This is a genomic window from Zavarzinia sp., assembly GCF_041650655.1.
GTDB lineage: Bacteria > Pseudomonadota > Alphaproteobacteria > Zavarziniales > Zavarziniaceae > Zavarzinia.
The window spans coordinates 42998-61372 of the sequence record NZ_JBAZKR010000002.1; the positions used below are offsets into that span (position 1 = coordinate 42998).

Annotated in this window: 20 protein-coding genes; 14 read left to right on the top strand and 6 right to left on the bottom strand. The window is 66.7% G+C overall.

Going from position 1 to position 18375, the window contains the following annotated elements:
* Positions 1-16: 16 nt before the first annotated feature.
* Complete coding sequence (locus WC493_RS00705) at positions 17-1369, bottom strand: DUF1329 domain-containing protein (protein WP_373061467.1); 1353 nt, start codon at positions 1367-1369, stop codon at positions 17-19.
* A gap of 33 nt (positions 1370-1402) precedes the next feature.
* Positions 1403-3088 (bottom strand): DUF1302 domain-containing protein, encoded by a 1686-nt coding sequence (locus WC493_RS00710; protein ID WP_373061469.1) that lies wholly within the window; start codon positions 3086-3088, stop codon positions 1403-1405.
* Positions 3089-3285: 197 nt separating this feature from the next.
* Here WC493_RS00710 and WC493_RS00715 point away from each other — a divergent pair, with 197 nt between their 5' ends.
* Positions 3286-4191 carry a LysR substrate-binding domain-containing protein gene (locus WC493_RS00715; RefSeq protein ID WP_373061471.1) on the top strand — a complete coding sequence of 302 codons (906 nt, stop codon included), beginning with the start codon at positions 3286-3288 and terminating at the stop codon, positions 4189-4191.
* Here the strand turns inward: WC493_RS00715 and WC493_RS00720 are convergent.
* Positions 4188-5879 (bottom strand): sigma 54-interacting transcriptional regulator, encoded by a 1692-nt coding sequence (locus WC493_RS00720; RefSeq protein WP_373061473.1) that lies wholly within the window; start codon positions 5877-5879, stop codon positions 4188-4190. The genes WC493_RS00715 and WC493_RS00720 overlap by 4 nt on opposite strands.
* A 319-nt stretch (positions 5880-6198) precedes the next feature.
* On the opposite strand from WC493_RS00720, the gene WC493_RS00725 reads away from it, so the two are divergent.
* The 13 genes from WC493_RS00725 (at position 6199) to WC493_RS00785 (ending at position 15290) form a co-directional block, all read left to right on the top strand.
* Positions 6199-7659 (top strand): 2-hydroxymuconic semialdehyde dehydrogenase, encoded by a 1461-nt coding sequence (locus WC493_RS00725; RefSeq protein WP_373061475.1) that lies wholly within the window; start codon positions 6199-6201, stop codon positions 7657-7659.
* Positions 7660-7666: 7 nt separating this feature from the next.
* Complete coding sequence (gene dmpE / locus WC493_RS00730; protein WP_373061477.1) at positions 7667-8464, top strand: 2-oxopent-4-enoate hydratase; 798 nt, start codon at positions 7667-7669, stop codon at positions 8462-8464.
* Positions 8461-9258: a 2-oxo-3-hexenedioate decarboxylase gene (gene dmpH, locus WC493_RS00735; protein ID WP_373061479.1), complete on the top strand. Its 798-nt coding sequence runs from the start codon at positions 8461-8463 to the stop codon at positions 9256-9258. The genes dmpE and dmpH overlap by 4 nt, the downstream gene beginning before the upstream one ends.
* Positions 9259-9277: 19 nt before the next feature.
* The gene (locus WC493_RS00740) at positions 9278-9505 is read left to right on the top strand and encodes a 4-oxalocrotonate tautomerase family protein (RefSeq protein ID WP_373061481.1); all 228 of its coding nucleotides are present in this window, start codon (positions 9278-9280) and stop codon (positions 9503-9505) included.
* Positions 9502-10419, top strand: coding sequence for an acetaldehyde dehydrogenase (acetylating) (locus tag WC493_RS00745; RefSeq protein WP_373061483.1), 918 nt, complete (start codon positions 9502-9504; stop codon positions 10417-10419). Before WC493_RS00740 ends, WC493_RS00745 begins: the two co-directional genes overlap by 4 nt.
* Positions 10416-11483, top strand: coding sequence for a 4-hydroxy-2-oxovalerate aldolase (dmpG, locus tag WC493_RS00750; protein ID WP_373061485.1), 1068 nt, complete (start codon positions 10416-10418; stop codon positions 11481-11483). Before WC493_RS00745 ends, dmpG begins: the two co-directional genes overlap by 4 nt.
* A 4-nt stretch (positions 11484-11487) precedes the next feature.
* The gene (locus WC493_RS00755; RefSeq protein WP_373061487.1) at positions 11488-12234 is read left to right on the top strand and encodes an SDR family NAD(P)-dependent oxidoreductase; all 747 of its coding nucleotides are present in this window, start codon (positions 11488-11490) and stop codon (positions 12232-12234) included.
* A gap of 19 nt (positions 12235-12253) precedes the next feature.
* On the top strand, positions 12254-12685 hold the full coding sequence (locus WC493_RS00760; RefSeq protein ID WP_373061489.1) for a 4-oxalocrotonate tautomerase family protein: 432 nt from the start codon (positions 12254-12256) through the stop codon (positions 12683-12685).
* A gap of 1 nt (position 12686) precedes the next feature.
* A complete protein-coding gene (locus WC493_RS00765) occupies positions 12687-12980 on the top strand; it encodes a 2Fe-2S iron-sulfur cluster-binding protein (protein ID WP_373061491.1) in 294 nt (97 codons plus the stop codon).
* A 115-nt stretch (positions 12981-13095) separates the two neighbouring features.
* On the top strand, positions 13096-13383 hold the full coding sequence (locus WC493_RS00770; protein WP_373061493.1) for a YggT family protein: 288 nt from the start codon (positions 13096-13098) through the stop codon (positions 13381-13383).
* The gene (locus WC493_RS00775) at positions 13380-13718 is read left to right on the top strand and encodes a DUF167 domain-containing protein (protein WP_373061495.1); all 339 of its coding nucleotides are present in this window, start codon (positions 13380-13382) and stop codon (positions 13716-13718) included. The genes WC493_RS00770 and WC493_RS00775 overlap by 4 nt, the downstream gene beginning before the upstream one ends.
* An 11-nt stretch (positions 13719-13729) precedes the next feature.
* Positions 13730-14620, top strand: coding sequence for a bifunctional methylenetetrahydrofolate dehydrogenase/methenyltetrahydrofolate cyclohydrolase (locus WC493_RS00780; protein WP_373061497.1), 891 nt, complete (start codon positions 13730-13732; stop codon positions 14618-14620).
* A 16-nt stretch (positions 14621-14636) separates the two neighbouring features.
* Positions 14637-15290 (top strand): LysE family translocator, encoded by a 654-nt coding sequence (locus WC493_RS00785; protein WP_373061499.1) that lies wholly within the window; start codon positions 14637-14639, stop codon positions 15288-15290.
* Positions 15291-15748: 458 nt separating this feature from the next.
* Here the strand turns inward: WC493_RS00785 and WC493_RS00790 are convergent, their stop codons facing one another.
* Genes WC493_RS00790 through WC493_RS00800 form a run of 3 tightly spaced genes read right to left on the bottom strand, consistent with a single transcriptional unit; the run spans position 15749 to position 18333 of the window.
* Complete coding sequence (locus WC493_RS00790; protein ID WP_373061501.1) at positions 15749-16207, bottom strand: VOC family protein; 459 nt, start codon at positions 16205-16207, stop codon at positions 15749-15751.
* A 47-nt stretch (positions 16208-16254) separates the two neighbouring features.
* Positions 16255-17073: a class I SAM-dependent methyltransferase gene (locus WC493_RS00795; RefSeq protein ID WP_373061503.1), complete on the bottom strand. Its 819-nt coding sequence runs from the start codon at positions 17071-17073 to the stop codon at positions 16255-16257.
* 45 nt (positions 17074-17118) lie between these two features.
* Positions 17119-18333, bottom strand: coding sequence for an argininosuccinate synthase (locus WC493_RS00800; RefSeq protein WP_373061505.1), 1215 nt, complete (start codon positions 18331-18333; stop codon positions 17119-17121).
* Positions 18334-18375: the final 42 nt, after the last annotated feature.

Consider the following 18375-nt stretch of genomic DNA (forward strand, 5'->3'; position numbering starts at 1 on the left):
CCGGCCGGCGGCAGGCTCAACGGGCGCCTTCAGCCGCCACGGCGTCGCCGGTGAAATAGCTCTCCGGCTTGGGCGGCACGACCTTGAAGCTCTCGCCGTTCAGGAGCTGGATCACGCTCATGGTGTTGGCCTGGAGGTTGAACACCGTGGCGGTCTTTATGATCGTGGCCGGCACCGCGGGCACGACATAGGGCGTGACCTGCGAGGTCCGCCACAGCTTGCCTTCGGCGTCATAGCCGTCGACCAGGGAGATCAGCCAGGTGTCCTCGTCGAGGTAATAGGTCCGCTTGGGCACGGCATGGCGCTTGCCCTCGGCGACCGTGGCCTCGACCACCCAGACGCGGTGGCGTTCCCAGCGCACATGGTCGGGATTGAGGTGGTGGACCGACACCGCCTCTTCCGCCGTGGCGGCGAGCAGGCCGTTGTCGTTATAGGGGATCAGCATCTCCTTCTTGCCGACGAGCTTCCACGAATAGCGGTCGAGGGCACCGAACAGGCCCTGCACCTCGTCGAAGTAATTGGCACCGGAGGCGACGAAATCGGGCGTGTCGTAGGCGACCGTGGGGGCGCGGCGGACGCGGCGCTGGCCGACCAGATACTGCCACGCCTTGCGCGGGGTATCGGGGTCGATGGTGTCGCGGATCACCAGCGATTCACCGGCCTTGAAGGGCGGTTCCAGCGTGTTGAAGCGGAACATCGCATATTCGCCCGACCAGTCCTCCGGCTTGGCGCCGGCGTAGTAGTAGGGATACTGGAAGGCGATCTGGTTGCGGGTCGCCAGGGTGTGGCTGCCGTCGGCGTTACCGACCACGTTCTTGAAGCTGTATTCGATCGAGGGCGCCTCGATGCGCAGCAGGAAGTTCCACATCACCTCGATGCCGTTCGACGGGATCGGGAACGGTGTGCCGCCGATGCAGCCCTTCAGCGACAGGCCGTCGTCGATCGTCTGGCAGCGCGTCGCATTGGCGAAGGCGGCGTCATAGACGGCCTGCGAGGCCCGTTCGGTGCGATGGCTCGGATAGACGTCGAGATGGAACGTATCGGGATACTTCTGCAGGAGCGCCCTTGTGCCTTCGGAGAGCAGGGCGGCATATTTCTCGGCGTTGGCCGCGGTGACCTGGAACAGCGGCTTCTCGCCCGCGAAGATCGAGGTCGGGATGTCGCCCATGGCGGGGCCCGGCAGCGGGCCCTGGAGGCCGCCGTCCCAGGCCGGGATGGAACCGTCGGCATTGCCCGCCCGCTCGGCGCCGAGCGGGGTCAGCGTGGTCTTCAGCTTCGCGGCTTCCTCCGCGGTGGTCGCCGCCAGGGCCGGATGGGCCAATGCGGCAGCAGCGGTCAATGCGGCGCAAACCGCCCCAAGGAACTTCATAGACGCCTCCTGTCGGCCCGTTCGGGCCTGTTCTTAGAACGTGCGCTGGATGGACAGCGAAATGAAATCGCGGTCGCCGTGGAAGTTGTCGTAAGACAATTCCGGCGCCGCCGTGTCGTAACGGATGATGGAACGCGCAGAACCATAGTAATGGGCAAAATTGACGCCGGCCTGCCAGGTCTTCTGGTAATCCGCCTTCACGCCGATGCTGATGGTGCCGCCCTGAGAGGCGGGGAACAGCACGCCGTTGACCGAGGAACGGCCGAACAATCCATAGCTGACGCCGATCGGCACCTGGAGGTCGACACCGGGCAGGACCTGAAAATATTCCGGCGTGAACAGAAACTGGATCGCACCGGCGCTTTTGGTCGCCAGCGGGTCCAACTGGTCGCGGTTCTTGTCGACCGTGAGCCGGCTGTTCATGGCGAATTCGCCGAGGAAGGAGGCGCCGTCCCAGAGGAAGCTCTCGCCCAGCACGTCGATCGCCGAGGCGTTGAAATGCAGCGTCTTGCCGACCGGGAAGGCCGGGTTGTCGCCGCCGTCGGCCGTGGTGTTGCCGGGCAGGATCACCGTGTTGCCGCTGGCCACGAGGGGCATGTTGTCGCGGAAGGAAAGTTCCGCCGCGACATTGGTGTCGCCCAGCACGGTCGAGACGCTGGCGCCGACCGTGCGGATGTCCTCGCCGAACACTTCGACATAGTCGCCGACCGTGCCCGGATCGGCATTGACGCCCGGGCGGACATAGAACTGCGGGATCTTGTCGTGGAACTGGGCGGCGTAGAAGCCATACTCGATGTCGCCCGGCGTGTATTTCACCTGGAAGCCGCCCTGCCCCGAAGCCCGGGCATTGATGTCGTCGCCACGATGGGCGACCACGCCCGGGCCGAGGATCAGGGTCTCGCCACCGCCATCGACGAAATCGGCGAAGCTGAAATAGCTGCCGGCACCGGGCAGCCGGGTCTTGCGCCATTCGAACTGGTAATAGGCACCGGCCGAAAGCTCCGGCGTGATCAGCAACTCGCCGGAGACCTGGCCGACCGGACGCAGGATTTCCTGGAAGCGCGAATTCGGCACCGACAGCGCCTTGATCAGGTCGAGCGAGGTCTGCGCCGCGGCGATGCCGTTCGAGCCGAAGAACAGGCTCTCGCCGTAGAGCTGGGTGTAACGCCCGGCGCGCAGGCTGAGGCTCATGTCGTCGAGCGGGATGGTGCCGAAGGCGAAGGCGTCGAGCAGTTCGACGTCGCGCCCGTGCAGCCGCTTGGTCGTGTCGGTGAATTCGTCGGAAGCGACCGAGGCCGAATTGACCAGGGCACCGCCGAGGGCGCCCGGATTGTCGTTGTGGTGGTTGTAGACGTCGTCGTACCAGGCCGCCGCGCTGACCCGGAAGCCGATCGCCTTCCGCCAGCTCAGGCCGAATTCGGAGAGCACGTCGACCCGGTTGGAGATCAGGCCGCGATCGAAATTCTGGTCGCCGTCGTTGGTGTTGGCCTGCACGCCGATGGAATCGTCGGCGACATGGCTGTTCCGCCCTTCGACGCGAAAGGCGGCGCTGTATTTCAACGTATTGTCGAAATAGATCTTGAGATCTTCGTTGCCTGTATCGATCTGCGCGGCATGGGCACGATCCGCAACGGCGAGAAGCGTGACAGCGGACGAAATAACCGTAGACAGAACCAAGCTCTGCGCCGAGCGGCGCGCGAATTCGTGCTTTCCCTTCATCGCTTCCCCCATGTTCCCTGGACTTGGATTCGGTTGACCGAACCCTTTTTTGGCCGCCCGATACTTCGATCGTCTTGCAAGCGGCCGCCCTATGGTTGGTGACGGTAAGAAGGCGGAGACATACTGTCCAATACCATTGACGAAACCGCTCAATACCGCCAAGGTATTGAGGGACAAGCCGGCGAGGATGGCCGACCATGGATTTCCGTCAGATCCGCTATTTCGTGGCGGTGGCCGAGGAGGAGAACATCGGCCGCGCCGCCAAGCGGCTGAACATCTCGCAGCCGCCGCTGACCCGTCAGATCAAGCAGATCGAGGACGAGCTGGGCATCGAGCTCTTCGTGCGCACGCCGCGCGGCATGGAGCTGACCCCAGTCGGCCGGCTCTTTCTCGACGAGGCTAAGAATATCCAGCTCCTGTTCGAACAGGCGACGGAGCGCACCCTGCAGGCGGCCCAGGGCAAGCTCGGCCGGCTCGACGTCGCGATCTTCGGCTCGGGCATCCTCGACGCCATTCCGAAGATCCTGCTCTCCTTCAAGGAGACTTTCCCGGACGTGAAGGTCGTGCTGCACCAATTGGGCAAGAGCGAGCAGATCGAGGCCCTGCGCCAGCGCCGCATCAACGTCGGCTTCAACCGCCTGCTCGCCCCCCTGCCCGACATCACCAGCGAGACCGTGATCAACGAGAAGCTGCTGCTCGCGGTCAACGAGAAGAATCCCCTGTCACGCCAGGCCGACATCGCCTTCGCCGAGATCGCCGATCATCCGCTGATCCTCTTCCCCTCGACCGGACGGCCCAATTTCATCGACAAGGTAATCGCCATTTGTAACGAGCGCGGGTTCTATCCGCGCATCTCGCAGGAAGTGGGCGACGCCGTCTCGGGCGTCGCCCTGGTGGCGGGCGGCTTCGGGATCTGCCTGGTGCCGACCTCGCTCACCGCTCTCACCCTGCCCGGCGTGCGCTTCCTGCCCATCCGCGACGCCGAGCCGCATTGGACCGTGGACCTCAGTTGCATCTACCGGGCGGACGACCATTCGCCGATCCTGACCGCCTTCCTGAAGACGGTCAGGGCCTTCCGCGAGGCATCGCCCGCTAACGCCTAGGCGTCCTCGGCATCGGTCGAGACGACGCCGCGCTGTTTCAGGCGATAGGCGAGCTGGCGCCGCGTGATGCCGAGCAGGCGGGCGGCATGGGTCAGGTTGCCGCCGGCCCGCTTCGTCGCCAGCCGCATCAGCCGTTCCTCATGCGCTTCGAGGTCAAAGCCTTCCTGGAGCAGGGATTCGCACAGGCCGGCGTCCTGTTCCGCACCGATGTCGCGGACATGGCCGTGCTCGTCGACCTCGGCCCCGGTCAGGCCCTCCGGCGGGCCGTCGGGGAAGAGGTGCTCGGTCTCGATCCAGCCGCCGTCGGGCGCCAGCAATACGCTGCGTTCCACCATGTTCTCGAGCTCGCGCACGTTGCCCGGCCAGTCGTAACCCTGGAGTGCCCGCAGCGACCAGTCGCTCAGTCCCTTGAAATGCTTGCCGTAGATCGGCTCGATTTTCTCCAGCATGGCGGTGACGAGCAGGGGAATGTCCGATTTCCGCTCGCGCAGCGGCGGGATCTCGACCGGATAGGTGGCCAGCCGGTAGTAGAGATCGGCGCGGAAACGGCCGGCAGCGATCGCCTTCTTGAGGTCGACATTGGTGGCCGCGACCAGGCGCACCTTGACCTTGCGCACCTGGTCGTCGCCGAGACGCTCCACCTCGCCGGTCTGCAAGACGCGGAGCAGCTTGACCTGGGCCGCCGGGCTGAGGTCGCCCACCTCGTCGAGCAGCAGCGTGCCGCCGTCCGCCCGCTCGAAACGGCCGGGCCGCGACTGCTGCGCCCCCGTATAGGCGCCGCGCTGGACGCCGAACAGTTCCGACTCGATCAGGTCGTTCGGAATGGCGCCGCAATTGACCGCGACGAAGGGGCCCCTGGCCTGGGCGCTGTTCTCATGCAGCCAGCGGGCGAACATCTCCTTGCCGACCCCGGTCTCGCCCAGCAGCAGCACGGTGATCGGCGTGTTGGCCGCCTTGCCGAGGAGGTCGAAGGCGGCGCGGAAACCGGGCGAATTGCCGACCAGCCGGCCGGCCAGGCGCGCCGCCGGACGGCGCCCGCGCAGATGGGTGAGTTCCGCCTCGATCGCCAGCAAGGGCTCGGCCTCGTCCGCGCCCTTGAACTGCTCGAGATAGGGATCGTCGCCCCAGGCCTCGGCCGGTTTGCCCACGATCTCGCAATGGTCGTCGCCCCGGGCGACGCATTTCACCTCGCGGAAGACGATGAAGCGCTTGAAGAACTGGCTGACGTAACCCGAGGCATGGCCGGTGATGCTCCAACAGGCGCAGTCCTCGCCGGTGCCATAGTGTTCGACGTGACTTTCGGCTTCCCACGATTCGGTCATCTCGACCGTGCCGAAGAAACTGCCCCGTTCCCAGTCGATGTCGGCCTTGGTGATCGTGCTCTTCACGATCCCTTCGAAGGCGTGCAGCACCGGGCCGATGTTGAAGACGTCGTAATCGCTGCCCGCGCCGAACAGCTTGGCCGCCAGCACGGCGTCCTGCCGTCCGGTGGCGAAGCCCATACGCAGCAGAACGCCCTGGGCGCGGTGCGGGCCCAAGGTCGCGAAAAGCTCCTGCCGCACCGTCGCCAGCGCTTTCGCGTGGACGAGCAACATGCGGTTCTCGTCGAGCCAGATGTGGCCCGAGTCGATCGAGAATTTCAGTCGCGAGCGCAGATTGAACTGCTCGACCAGGCGCCTGTGTGCCATCTCCCGTCCCTCGGTCCGCCGACATCCCCGGCTGGGCCGGGCGGATACCGTGCGCTTTTCGCGCGTGTCGTTTCTCTCCCTCACAACCCTTTTCGTGCGGGTCGTTTCTTCATCAGGGCCACGAAGCCATGCCCTCTGGCAAGGGCAAATTTCCATACCCAATAGGTATCGACGCCCTGTCACCTAAGTATTAGACGGGTATGTGCCGGCCTCCCTATTCTCGACCCAATGGAACCGGGCGAGCCCGCTCCGACGCCGCAAGCGAGTGCCCGCGCGCTGCCGGCAGGGGCCGAATTCCGGTCGAGTCCAAGGGGAAACTATGCTCAGGATCCAGAATTTCATCGACGGCGCCTATGCGGATTCGGCCAGTGGCCGCCGCTTCGACAAATTTTCGCCGGTCGACAACAGCCTGATCGCCTCGGTGACCGAAGCGGGCGCACCCGAGGTCGACGCCGCCGTAGCGGCCGCCCGGCGCGCGCTCGCGGGCGAATGGGGGCGTCTGTCGGTGCCCGAACGGGCCGACCTGCTGCACGGCGTCGCCGACGAGATCACCCGCCGCATGGAAGATTTCGTCGCCGCGGAAATGGCCGATACCGGCCAGCCCCGCCACGTCATGACCCATGCTTTCATTCCGCGCGGGGCCGCCAACTTCAAGGTCTTCGCCGACGTCGTGCGCAACGTGCCGACCGAAGCCTTCCAGATGGCGACGCCGGACGGCGCCGGCGCCATCAATTACGCCTTGCGCCGACCCAAGGGCGTGATCGCGGTGATCGCCCCCTGGAACGCCCCCTTCATGCTGATGACCTGGAAGGTCGGCCCGGCGCTCGCCTGCGGCAACACGGTCGTGGTGAAGCCGTCGGAAGAGACGCCGATGACCACCGCCCTGCTCGGCGAAGTGATGAACGCGGTCGGCGTGCCGAAGGGCGTGTTCAACGTGGTGCACGGCTTCGGCCCGGCCTCCGCCGGCGAGATGCTGACCCGCCACGACGGCGTCGACGCCATCACCTTCACCGGCGAGACCGGCACCGGCACCGCGATCATGAAGGCGGCGGCGGAAGGGATCCGCGACGTTTCCTTCGAGCTGGGCGGCAAGAACGCCGGCATCGTCTTCGCCGACTGCGATTTCGACAAGGCGGTGGACGGCATCTTCCGCTCCGCCTTCCTGAACACCGGACAGGTCTGCCTGGGCACCGAGCGGGTCTATGTCGAACGCCCGATCTTCGAGCGTTTCGTGGCCGCCCTCAAGGCCAAGGCGGAAGCGGTGCGTTACGGCCGGCCGCAGGACCATGACAGCGACTACGGCCCCCTGATCAGCCAGGAACACCGGCAGAAGGTGCTCTCCTACTACCGGAAGGCGGTCGAGGAAGGCGCCAACGTGGTGACAGGCGGCGGCGTTCCCGAGATGCCGGGCGACCTCGCCGCCGGCAATTGGGTGCAGCCGACGATCTGGACCGGCCTGCCCGAGACGGCGGCGGTGATCCAGGAAGAGATCTTCGGCCCCTGCTGCCACATTCGCCCCTTCGACAGCGAGACGGAGGCGGTCACCCTCGCCAATGCCTCGCGTTACGGCCTCGCGACCACGATCTGGACCACCAACCTCGGCCGGGCGCATCGCGTCGCGGCGGCGATCGAGGTCGGCATCGTCTGGGTCAACTCCTGGTTCCTGCGCGACCTCAGGACCGCCTTCGGCGGCAGCAAGCGCTCGGGCATCGGGCGCGAGGGCGGCGTGCATTCCCTCGAGTTCTACACCGAGACCAGCAACGTCTGCATCAAGCTCTGAGGTTCCCATGAACGACGTTCCGATCGCCGGCCTCGGCGACGAGCTCTATGACGCCTGGCTCGGGCGGCGCACCGTGGCGCCGCTCACCGCCCGGCTGCCGGAGATCACGCTCGACGACGCCTACCGTATTCAGCAGCGTTTCATCGCCCGCCGTCTCGATGCCGGCGAGCGCATCGTCGGCAAGAAGATCGGCGTCACCTCGAAGGCGGTGCAGAATTTCCTCGGCGTCTATCAGCCGGACTTCGGCCAGCTCACCTCCGGCATGGTCTACCAGGAAGGCGACACGATCGACCTGAACCGCCTGATCCAGCCCAAGGCGGAAGCCGAACTGGCCTTCGTCCTGAAGCGCGACCTGGTCGGTCCCGGCATCACGGCGATGGACGTGATCCATGCCACCGATTACGTGGCGCCCTGTTTCGAGATCGTCGATTCCCGCATCACCGACTGGAAGATCGCGATCCAGGACACGGTGGCCGACAATGCCTCCTGCGGGGTCTATGTCCTCGGCGATGCCAAGGGCGACCCGCGCGACCTCGACCTCACCCTGGCCGGCATGGTGCTGGAAAAGAACGGCGAATTGTTCTCGACCGGGGTCGGCGCCGCGGTCCAGGGCTCGCCCGCCAATGCCGTCGCCTGGCTCGCCAACACGCTGGGAATGCTCGGCATCCCGTTCCGGGCCGGCGAGGTGATCCTGTCAGGCTCGCAATCGGCCCTGGTGCCGGTCACCGACGGCGACGAACTCGTCTGCACCATCGGCGGGCTCGGCTCCTGCCGCGCCGTTTTCGCGGGAAGGAGCGCCGCATGACCATCACCCTGAGCCCGGAAGACATCACCCGGCTGTGCGAGCGGGTCGAGGGCGCCCAGGCGCGCGGCCACGCCATCCCCAAGCTGACCGGCGAATATCCCGGCATGACGATCGCCGACGGTTACGCCGTGCAATCGGCCTTGCGCAAGCGCCTGATCGCCCAGGGTCACCGCCTGATCGGCTGGAAGGCGGGGCTCACCTCGCGCGCCAAGATGCGCCAGATGGGGGTCGACGTGCCCTCGATCGGCTTCCTGACCGACCGCATGGCGCGGCCCGAGAATTCGGCCATCTCGCTCGCCGGCCTGATCCACCCCAGGGTCGAATGCGAAATCGCCTTCGTCACCGAGCGGGACCTGTCCGGCCCCGGCTGCACCGCCGCCGACGTGCTGAATGCCACCGATTACGTGCTGCCCGCGATCGAGATCATCGATTCCCGCTTCTCCGGCTTCAAGTTCGACCTCGAGAGCGTGATCGCCGACAACGGCTCGGCCGCCCTCTTCGTCGGCGGCGGCCGGCCGCGGCGGGTCACCGATCTCGATCTGGCGACGCTCGGCGTCGTGATGGAAAAGAACGGCGAGATGGAAGCCTTCGCCGCCGCCGCGGCCGTGCTGGGCCATCCGGCGGAAGCCGTCGCCATGCTGGTCAACATCCTGCACGGGTTGGGCGAGAGCCTGCCGGCCGGCAGTTTCGTGATGAGCGGCGGCATCACCGAGGCGATCGCGGTAGCACCCGGCGACCATGTCGCCGCCCGCTTCCAAGACCTCGGCAGTGTCTCTATCCGTTTCACCGCCTGACCGATCCGGGAGATCACCGATGCCCATCATCGAAATGCACATGCTCGAAGGCCGGACCACGGAACAGAAGCACCGGGTCGCCGCCGCCGTCACCGAAGCCGTGGTCGGCGCTCTCGGCGTGAAGCCGGAAACCGTCCGCATCCTGATCACCGAACACGACGAAGACGGCTTCTTCGTCGCCGGCCAGGCGCGCAAGCGCCGCCCCGTGTCCGTCGCCGCCAACGGCGCCGAGGAGCAACACCCGTGAAGAAGATCAACTGCGCCCTGATCGGTTCCGGCAACATCGGCACCGACCTCATTTACAAGATCAAGCGGAGTCCGGTGCTCGAACCGGTCTGGATGGTCGGCATCGATCCCGCCTCCGAAGGCCTGGCCAGGGCCCGCGACATGGGCCTGAAGACCACTGCCGAAGGGGTCGACGGCCTGCTGCCCCATGTCCGCGAAGACAATATCCAGATCGCCTTCGATGCGACCAGCGCCTATGTCCACCCGGAGAACAGCCGCAAGCTGAACGAGCTCGGCGTCATGATGATCGATCTGACGCCGGCCGCGATCGGCCCCCTCTGCGTGCCGCCGGTGAACCTGAAGAGATACACCGACCAGCGGGTCATGAACGTCAACATGATCTCCTGCGCCGGCCAGGCGACGATCCCGATCGTCGCCGCCGTAGCCGCCGTGCAGCCGGTCCGCTATGCCGAGATCGTGGCGAGCCTCGCCTCGAAGTCGGTCGGCCCCGGCACGCGCGCCAATCTCGACGAATTCACCTATACGACCTCGAATGCGATCGAGGTCGTGGGTGGCGCCCGCAAGGGCAAGGCGCTCGCCATCATCAACCCGGCCGAACCGCCGATGATCATGCGCAACACGATCTATTGCCTGACCGAGGGGCTGCCCGACCGCGAGGCCATCACCCGCTCGGTCCTGCAGATGATCGGCGAGGTCCGCAAATACGTGCCTGGTTACAAGCTGGTCAACGGCCCGGCCTTCGATGGCGACAAGGTCTCGGTCTTCATGGAGGTCGCCGGCCTCGGCGACTATCTGCCGACCTATGCCGGCAATCTGGACATCATGACCGCGGCCGCCACCCGCACCGCCGAGATGTTCGCCGAGGAGATCCTCGCCGGCACCCTGACCCTCGCCGCCACGGAGGCCGCCCAATGAGCACCGTCCCCACTCCCTCGCTCCGTGGCCGCAAGGTGATCCTGCACGACATGTGCCTGCGCGACGGCATGCATGCCAAGCGCGAGCAGATGACGGTCGAACAGATGGTGACGCTGGCCACGGCGCTGGACGATGCCGGCATGCCCTATCTCCAGGTCACCCACGGGGCCGGGCTGGGCGGCAATTCGCTGCAGCACGGTTTCGCGCTGGCCAGCAACGAGGACTATATCTCGGCCGTCGCCTCCCGGATGAAGCAGGCCAAGGTCTCGGTCCTGCTGATCCCCGGCCTCGGCACCATGCGCGAGCTCCATTCGGCCTATGACGCCGGGGCGCGCAGCGTCCATGTCGCGACCCATTGCACCGAGGCCGACACGGCGCCCCAGCACATCGCCTATGCCCGCAAGCTCGGCATGGATACCACCGGCTTCCTGATGATGGCGCATCTGAACGACCCCGCCGGCATCGCCGCCCAGGGCAAGCTGTTCGAATCCTACGGCGCCAACACGGTCTATGTCACGGACTCGGCGGGTTACATGCTGCCGGAAGACGTCAAGGCCCGGGTCGGCGCGCTCCGCGACGCGCTGAAGCCGGAAACCGAGATCGGCTTCCACGGCCATCACAACCTCGGCATGGGCATCGCCAATTCGATCGCCGCGATCGAGGCGGGCGCCAGCCGGATCGACGGTTCGGTCGGCGGCCTCGGCGCCGGGGCCGGCAACACCCCGCTCGAAGTCTTCACCGCGGTCTGCGACCGCATGGGGATCGAGACCGGGGTCGACCTGTTCAAGCTGATGGACATCGCCGAGGAGATCGTCCTGCCGATGATGGACCATCTGGTCCGCATCGACCGCGAATCCCTCACGCTCGGCTTTGCCGGGGTCTATTCGACCTTCCTGCTCCACGCCAAACACGCGGCCAAGGAATTCGGCGTGCCGGCGCGCGACATCCTGATCGAACTCGGCGCCAAGAAGATGATCGGCGGCCAGGAAGACATGATCCAGGACACCGCCATGACCATGGCCAAGCAGCGCGGCCTGCTGCACGAAGCCACATTGGCGGGCTGAGCCGATGGCCGAGACCGCCGTCGTGGTCGGCGCCACCGGCGCCTTCGGCCGGGCCATCGTCGCCCGGCTGGCGGCCGCCGGGCTTCGCGTCGTCATGGTCGGGCGCGGCGCGGAAGCCCTGAGCCGGCTGGCGGCGGAAATCGCCGGCAGCGTGCCCTGCGTCGCCGACATCGGCGACGATGCAGCGATCGCCGCCATCACAGCGAAGTTGGACGGCCCGGTCCGGATCGCCGTGCATGGCCCCGGCCTGACCGCCCCCGGCAGTGTCGGGGAGATCGCCACCGCATCGCTGGTCCAGGCGGTGAACCTGAAGGCGGGCGGCATGTTGCGCCTCACCCGCGCGGTCGATGGCCACCTCGTCCCCGGCGCCCGCCTGGTCGCCATCGCCGGCCATTACGGGCTCGAACCCGCGCCCTATGCCGCGGCGGCCGGCGTCGCCAATGCGGCCCTGCTCAACTTGGCCCGGCAATTGAGCCTCGCCTATGGGCCGCGCGGCATCACCGCCCATGCCATCGCCCCTGGCCCCGCCGATACCGAGCGCCTGTGGCGCATCGCCGAGGCGGAGGCCGGGCGGCGCGGCGTCAGCGCCGCCGAAATCGTCGACGGCATGCGGGCCGATTCGGCGACCGGCGCCCTGACCACGCCCGAAGAGGTCGCCTGGGCCGTCGCCCTGCTGCTGGCGCCGGAAGCCGCGGCCATGGCCGGCTCCACCCTGATGCTCGACTGCGGCCGCCGTCGCGGCCTGCCCTGATCCCCTGCGGGAGACGCCGATGCCCATCGTCCATTTCCACCTGATCGAGGGCGGCGCCACGCCGGAACAGGAACGCCGCCTGTTGCTCGACGCCTCCCGCCTCTATGCCGAAGTGCTGGAATGTCCGATCGACCGGGTCCGGGCCTTCATCCAGCCCTATGCCCCGGGGCGTGCGGCCGTCGCCGGCGAAATGGTCTCGGAAGGGGCAGCGCCTGCGCCCTATTTCGAATTCCTGGTGCTGGAGGGCCGCCCGCTCGAGCAGCGCCAGCGCCTGCTGACCGGCTTCACCGATCTCCTGGTCGAGATCCTGGATGTCGAGCGCAGCCGCATCCGCGGCCACTGCAAACGCGTCCAGCCGGAAGAATGGAGCATCGGCGGCCGGCCCGCCGCCGAGCTGCGCCGCCAGGACATCGCCGCCTTCAGCCGCCGGATGCAGCTCGATGAAGCATGAGGTGACCATCACTGAGACGGGCGAGAGCTTCGCCTGCGACGACAGCCAATCCGTGCTCGACGGCATGGTGCGGCTCGGCCGGCGCGGCATTCCGGCCGGCTGCAGGGGCGGCGGCTGCGGCGTGTGCAAGATCGAAGTCCTGCGCGGCAGCTTCGAGGCCGAGGTGATGAGCCGCCAGCATGTGAGCGAAGCGGACCGCGAGGCCAACCGCGTGCTCGCCTGCCGTATCCGGCCCCAGGGCGACCTCGAGGTGCGAGTGATCGGCAAGATGACCAAGGCTTGGTACAGTACCTGAGCCCCCTCTGGCCGGGCGGTCTGAACGCCCTTACCGCCTCGTCGCCGTTCGAGAGCGTTGCGCGGGGACGCGGGAGACCCTACATCGACAGGGGATTCCCCCCTGGATGGACCCTATGATCGCCCTCGTCCAAACCATCGACCTGATTCTCGGCCTCTATACCTGGGTGCTGATCGTCGCCGCCGTTCTGTCCTGGCTGGTCGCCTTCAACGTGGTCAATCCCTACAGCCCGGCCGTGCGGGCCGTCGGCCAGGCGATCCATGTCCTGACCGAACCCCTGCTGCGGCCGATTCGGCGCATCCTGCCGCCGGCCGGCGGCATGGATTTCTCGCCGGTCGTGCTGCTGATCGCGATCTTCTTCCTGCGCCGCTTCATCCCCGAAGTGCTGCTGGGGATGATGTGAGCGAGCTGCCCTATGGGGCGGAGGCGGGCGGCCAGGCGGTACGCCTCGCCGTGCGCCTGAGCCCTCGGGCGTCGCGGAACGCCCTCGACGGCGTCGTGACGGGGGCGGACGGGCGGAGCGCGCTCTCGGTCAAGCTGAATGCCCCGCCGGTCGACGGCGCCGCCAACGAGGCGCTGATCCGCTTTATCGCCGAGGCGTTGAAGCTGCCGAAGTCGTCCGTGGCGATTCGTTCCGGCCACACTTCGCGGCAAAAGCTGCTGACGATCGCGGGAGACGCGCCGGAGATCTTGCGGCGCCTCGACAAATGGCTTAACCCCGCGGCCATCGAGCGATAGCGGGGTATCCCATGACGGCACAGGTGATCGACGGCAAGGCCTTCGCCGCCGGCCTTCGGGCACGGGTGGCAGAGAAAGTGGCGCAACTGAAGGTGGACCACGGCCTCACCCCCGGCCTCGCGGTCGTCCTCGTCGGCGAGGATCCCGCCTCTGAGGTCTATGTCCGGAACAAGGGCGAGCAGACCCGCGCCGCCGGCATGAATTCCTTCGAATACAAGATGCCGGCGACGGCGACCGAGGCAGAGCTCCTGGAACGCGTGGCGGCCCTCAACGCCGATCCTGCGGTCCACGGCATCCTGGTCCAACTGCCCCTGCCCCGGCACATGGACTCGGCCAAGGTGATCGACCTGATCGACCCCGCCAAGGATGTCGACGGTTTCCATGTGGTCAATGCCGGCAAGCTGGCGGTCGGGGCCAAGGGCATGGTGCCCTGCACCCCGCTCGGCTGCCTGATGCTGATCAAGGACCGGCTGGGGCCCAATCTGGCCGGGCTCGACGCCGTGGTGATCGGCCGCTCCAACATCGTCGGCAAGCCCATGGCCCAGCTCCTGCTGCGCGAGAGCTGCACCGTCACCATCGCCCATTCCAAGACTCGCGACCTCCCCGGGGTGGTGCGAAGGGCCGATATCGTCGTGGCTGCCGTGGGCGTGCCGCTTATGGTCAAGGGCGACTGGGTGAAGCCCGGCGCCCTGGTGATCGACGTCGGCATGAACCGGATTCCCAAGGAAGGCTCCAACGGCACACGGCTGGTCGGCGACGTCGATTATCAGACCGCGGCCGAAGTCGCGGGCCACATCACCCCGGTGCCGGGCGGTGTCGGCCCCATGACCATCGCCTGCCTGCTGGCCAATTGCTTGACCGCGGCTTGCGCTCAGGCAGGATTGCCAGAGCCCGTCCTCTGATCCGAAGGCCGCCCCCGTGCTGCTCGATCCGCATCTCTTCGCGCTCTATCTGATCGCCGCCGTGGTGCTGATCCTGATCCCGGGGCCGGATTTCCTTCTCGTCCTGGGCCGCAGCCTGTTCGACGGGCGGGGTGCCGGCCTGACCGCGATCGGCGGCATCACCCTCGGCAACACGATCCATTCCTGCCTGGCGGCGGCCGGCATCTCGGCCCTGGTGGCGGCCTCGCCCGCACTGTTCCAGGCGCTGAAGATGGTGGGCGCCGTCTATCTCGCCTTCCTCGGCGTGCGGGCCCTGATCGCCGCCCACCACCATTGGCGCCACCACGAGGCGGGTGCTGTGCGACAAAGCGGGCTCAGCCGGCGCCAGGTCTTCACCCAAGCCCTGGTCACCAACCTGCTGAACGCCAAGGTGATCCTGTTCTACCTCGCCTTCGTGCCGCAGTTCGTGGCGCCGCAGCTCGGCCATGTCGCGGTGCAGACCCTGGTGCTGGGCCTCACGCTCGCCGTGATCGGCGGCCTCTATCTCGCCGCCGTCGCCGGCTTCGCCGCCCGCGCCGCCGACCGGATCGCCGGCAACCGCTGGTTCCGCTCGACGATCGAGGGCCTGTCCGGCGTCATCTTCCTCGGCTTCGCGCTCCGCCTGTTCTTCACCGAACGCAAGCTGGTCTAGGGGTCGCGGAGACGCGAGAATAGCGGAGCAGATCTTCGTTTCCGTCGGGAGGAAGCTGGACGCGAACTTCACGTCGACGAGATAATCGATTTTGTTTCGCAACAATCAAAACAAATGAAAACGTGTATTAACCCGCAGTCCGCAATGCAGAAATCATCATTAATAGAATCCAGCTGGCCATAGAAAATCATATCTTTCCGGCATGATTGGCACTGCGGCCAGTCTTCTCGCTTCAAAAGGTGGGGATCCCCACCCAATTTGTGGCGCGTACCGACTTCCGGCCCCGCCCATTTGAATGGTTTGATCTGCTTGGCCTCATCGGTAAGCGGTTCTGGCCTCAGTAAGAATTCCGGAATTTTCCTTGTGTCATTCTCCATGAGTGCCCCCTTTCCACTCGAACCAAAGCGGCCCGACGCTTCGGCACCGCAAACGCCGGCCTCATCCTGGTGCCTGACCCCTCAGCCGCCGATCGCGGCCTTGGCGCGGCGGGCCAGTTCGTCCGGCGCCACGTCTTCGATATGGGTGGCGACATGCCAGGTGTGGCCGAAGGGATCGAGCAGGCTGGCCATGCGGTCGCCGTAGAATTTGTCCTCGATCTCGCCACGAAGCTGCGCCCCCAGGCGGAGCGCCCGGACCACGAGGGCGTCGACGTCCGCGCAATAGAAGGTCAGGCTGACCGGCACGGCCGCCCCCGGCTCCGGCGCGGCAGCGCCGATTTCCGGGAAGGGATCGGCCAGCATGACCATGCCCTTGCCGATGCGGATCTCGGCATGGCCGATGCGGCCGTCGCCGGTCTCGATCCGGTGCACTTCCTCGGCCCCGAAGGCGCCCTTGTAGAACTCCAGCGCGGCGGCGGCGCCGTCGACGATCAGATAGGGCGTGACCGCCTCGTAACCATCCGGTATCGGCTTGACCATTCTTCCCTCCCAAATGTTCTCTTATTGTTCTTTTTCTGCGCCCCGAGTCAAGCGGCGTGGCGGGCCTTCAGGCTGAACAGCAGCGGCGTGTCGGGCGAGGGATCGCCTTCCGGCCGGTGCCAATAATAGCGTCCGGCGTCCGGCTTCAGGCCCGGCAGTGCCTCCCAGGCGGCGAAGGGATATTCGCGGAATTCGAAGACCTGGAGCCCGGCCGCCTCGAGCGCGCCCATGATGTCGGCAATGGTCCAGGCCCAGCCGACACCGCCTTCCTTCGGCACATAGTCGGGCTCGGCATAATCCGGCACGCCCTGGAGGACGACCGGCTCTTCCTGGTGGAAATAGGGGAAGCGCTGCCACAGCCGTCCCGCCTCGTCGATGTCGAGGGTGAGGCCGACGGGATGCGCCTCCATCATGAAGAAGAGCCCGTCCGGCGCCAGGTGGCGGGCGATCACGCGGCCCCAGTCGGCGAGGTCGGGCAGCCAGTTGATGGCGCCGTGCGAGGTGAAGACGCGGTCGAAGCGCTGGTGCAGGTCGATGGCGGTGACATCGCCTTCGACGAAATCGGCCCAGGCGGAAAGGCGCAGCTTCTCGGCCAGCGCCTTGGCCTCGGCGATCGCCTTGGGCGAGAGGTCGACCCCGGTCACCCGCGTCGCGCCCAGGCGCAGCAGGCTCAGGGTGTCGAGCCCGAAATGGCACTGGAGATGGAGGAGGTTCTTGCGCAGGAGCGGCGCCAGGGCGTCCCGCTCGATCGGCCCCACCGTGCAGCGCCCGGCGAGAAAGGCTTCGACGTCGTAGAAGGCGGAGTCGCGGTGCAGCCCCGTGACCTCGTCCCAGTGGCGGCGGTTGGCGTCGACGAAGTCGGTCATGGCGGCGGGCCGGTGGCCGGGGCGGCCGGAGCCGCCCCGGGGACCTCAGTTGTTCATGCCGCGGCGGCGCAGCAGCTTCAGGCGCAGGGCATTGAGCTTGATGAAGCCTTCGGCGTCATGCTGGTCGTAGACCGCGTCTTCCTCGAAGGTGACATGGCTCAGGGAATAGAGCGTGTTCGGGCTCTTGCGGCCGACCACGCGGACCGAACCCTTGTAGAGCTTCAGCCGGACCGTGCCGGAGACATGCTCCTGGCTCTTGTCGATCAGCGCCTGCAACATCTCGCGTTCCGGGCTGAACCAGAAGCCGTTGTAGATCAGCTCGGCATAGCGCGGCATCAGGTCGTCCTTCAGGTGCATCGCCCCGCGGTCGAGGGTGATCGACTCGATGCCGCGATGCGCCGCGTGAAGGATGGTGCCGCCCGGGGTCTCGTAGACGCCGCGCGACTTCATGCCGACGAAACGGTTCTCGACGAGGTCCAGACGGCCGATGCCGTTGGCGCCGCCGAGGTCGTTCAGGCGGGCCAGCAGGGCGGCGGGCGAGAGCTTCTCGCCGTCGATCGCGATGGCGTCGCCCTTCTCGAAGTCGACCTCGATATAGGTCGGCTTGTCGGGTGCTGCCTCCGGCGAAATGGTGCGGGAATAGACGAATTCCTCGGGCTCGACCCAAGGATCTTCCAGCGCCTTACCCTCGGAGGAGGTGTGCAGCAGGTTGGCGTCGACCGAGAAGGGCGCTTCGCCGCGCTTGTCCTTGGCGATCGGAATCTGGTGCTTTTCGGCGAAATCGATGAGTCGGGTGCGCGAGGTCAGGTCCCATTCGCGCCAGGGGGCGATCACGCGGATGCCTGGCTCCAGCGAATAATAGGAAAGCTCGAAGCGCACCTGGTCGTTGCCCTTGCCGGTGGCGCCATGGGCCACGGCATCGGCGCCGGTCATCTTGGCGATCTCGATCTGGCGCTTGGCGATCAGCGGCCGGGCGATCGAGGTGCCGAGCAGATAGACGCCCTCGTAGAGCGCATTGGCCCGGAACATCGGGAAGACGTAGTCGCGGACGAATTCCTCGCGCAGGTCCTCGATGAAGATTTCCTTCACCCCGAACATCTCGGCCTTCTTGCGCGCGGGCTCCAGCTCCTCGCCCTGGCCGAGGTCGGCGGTGAAGGTCACCACTTCACAGCCATAAGTCTCCTGCAGCCATTTCAGAATAACCGAGGTGTCGAGCCCGCCCGAATAGGCGAGCACGACCTTCTTCACGTCACGCGCCATGTGATCCGTCCTTGGAACCTGCCCTTGCCGGGCGGGGCGCAG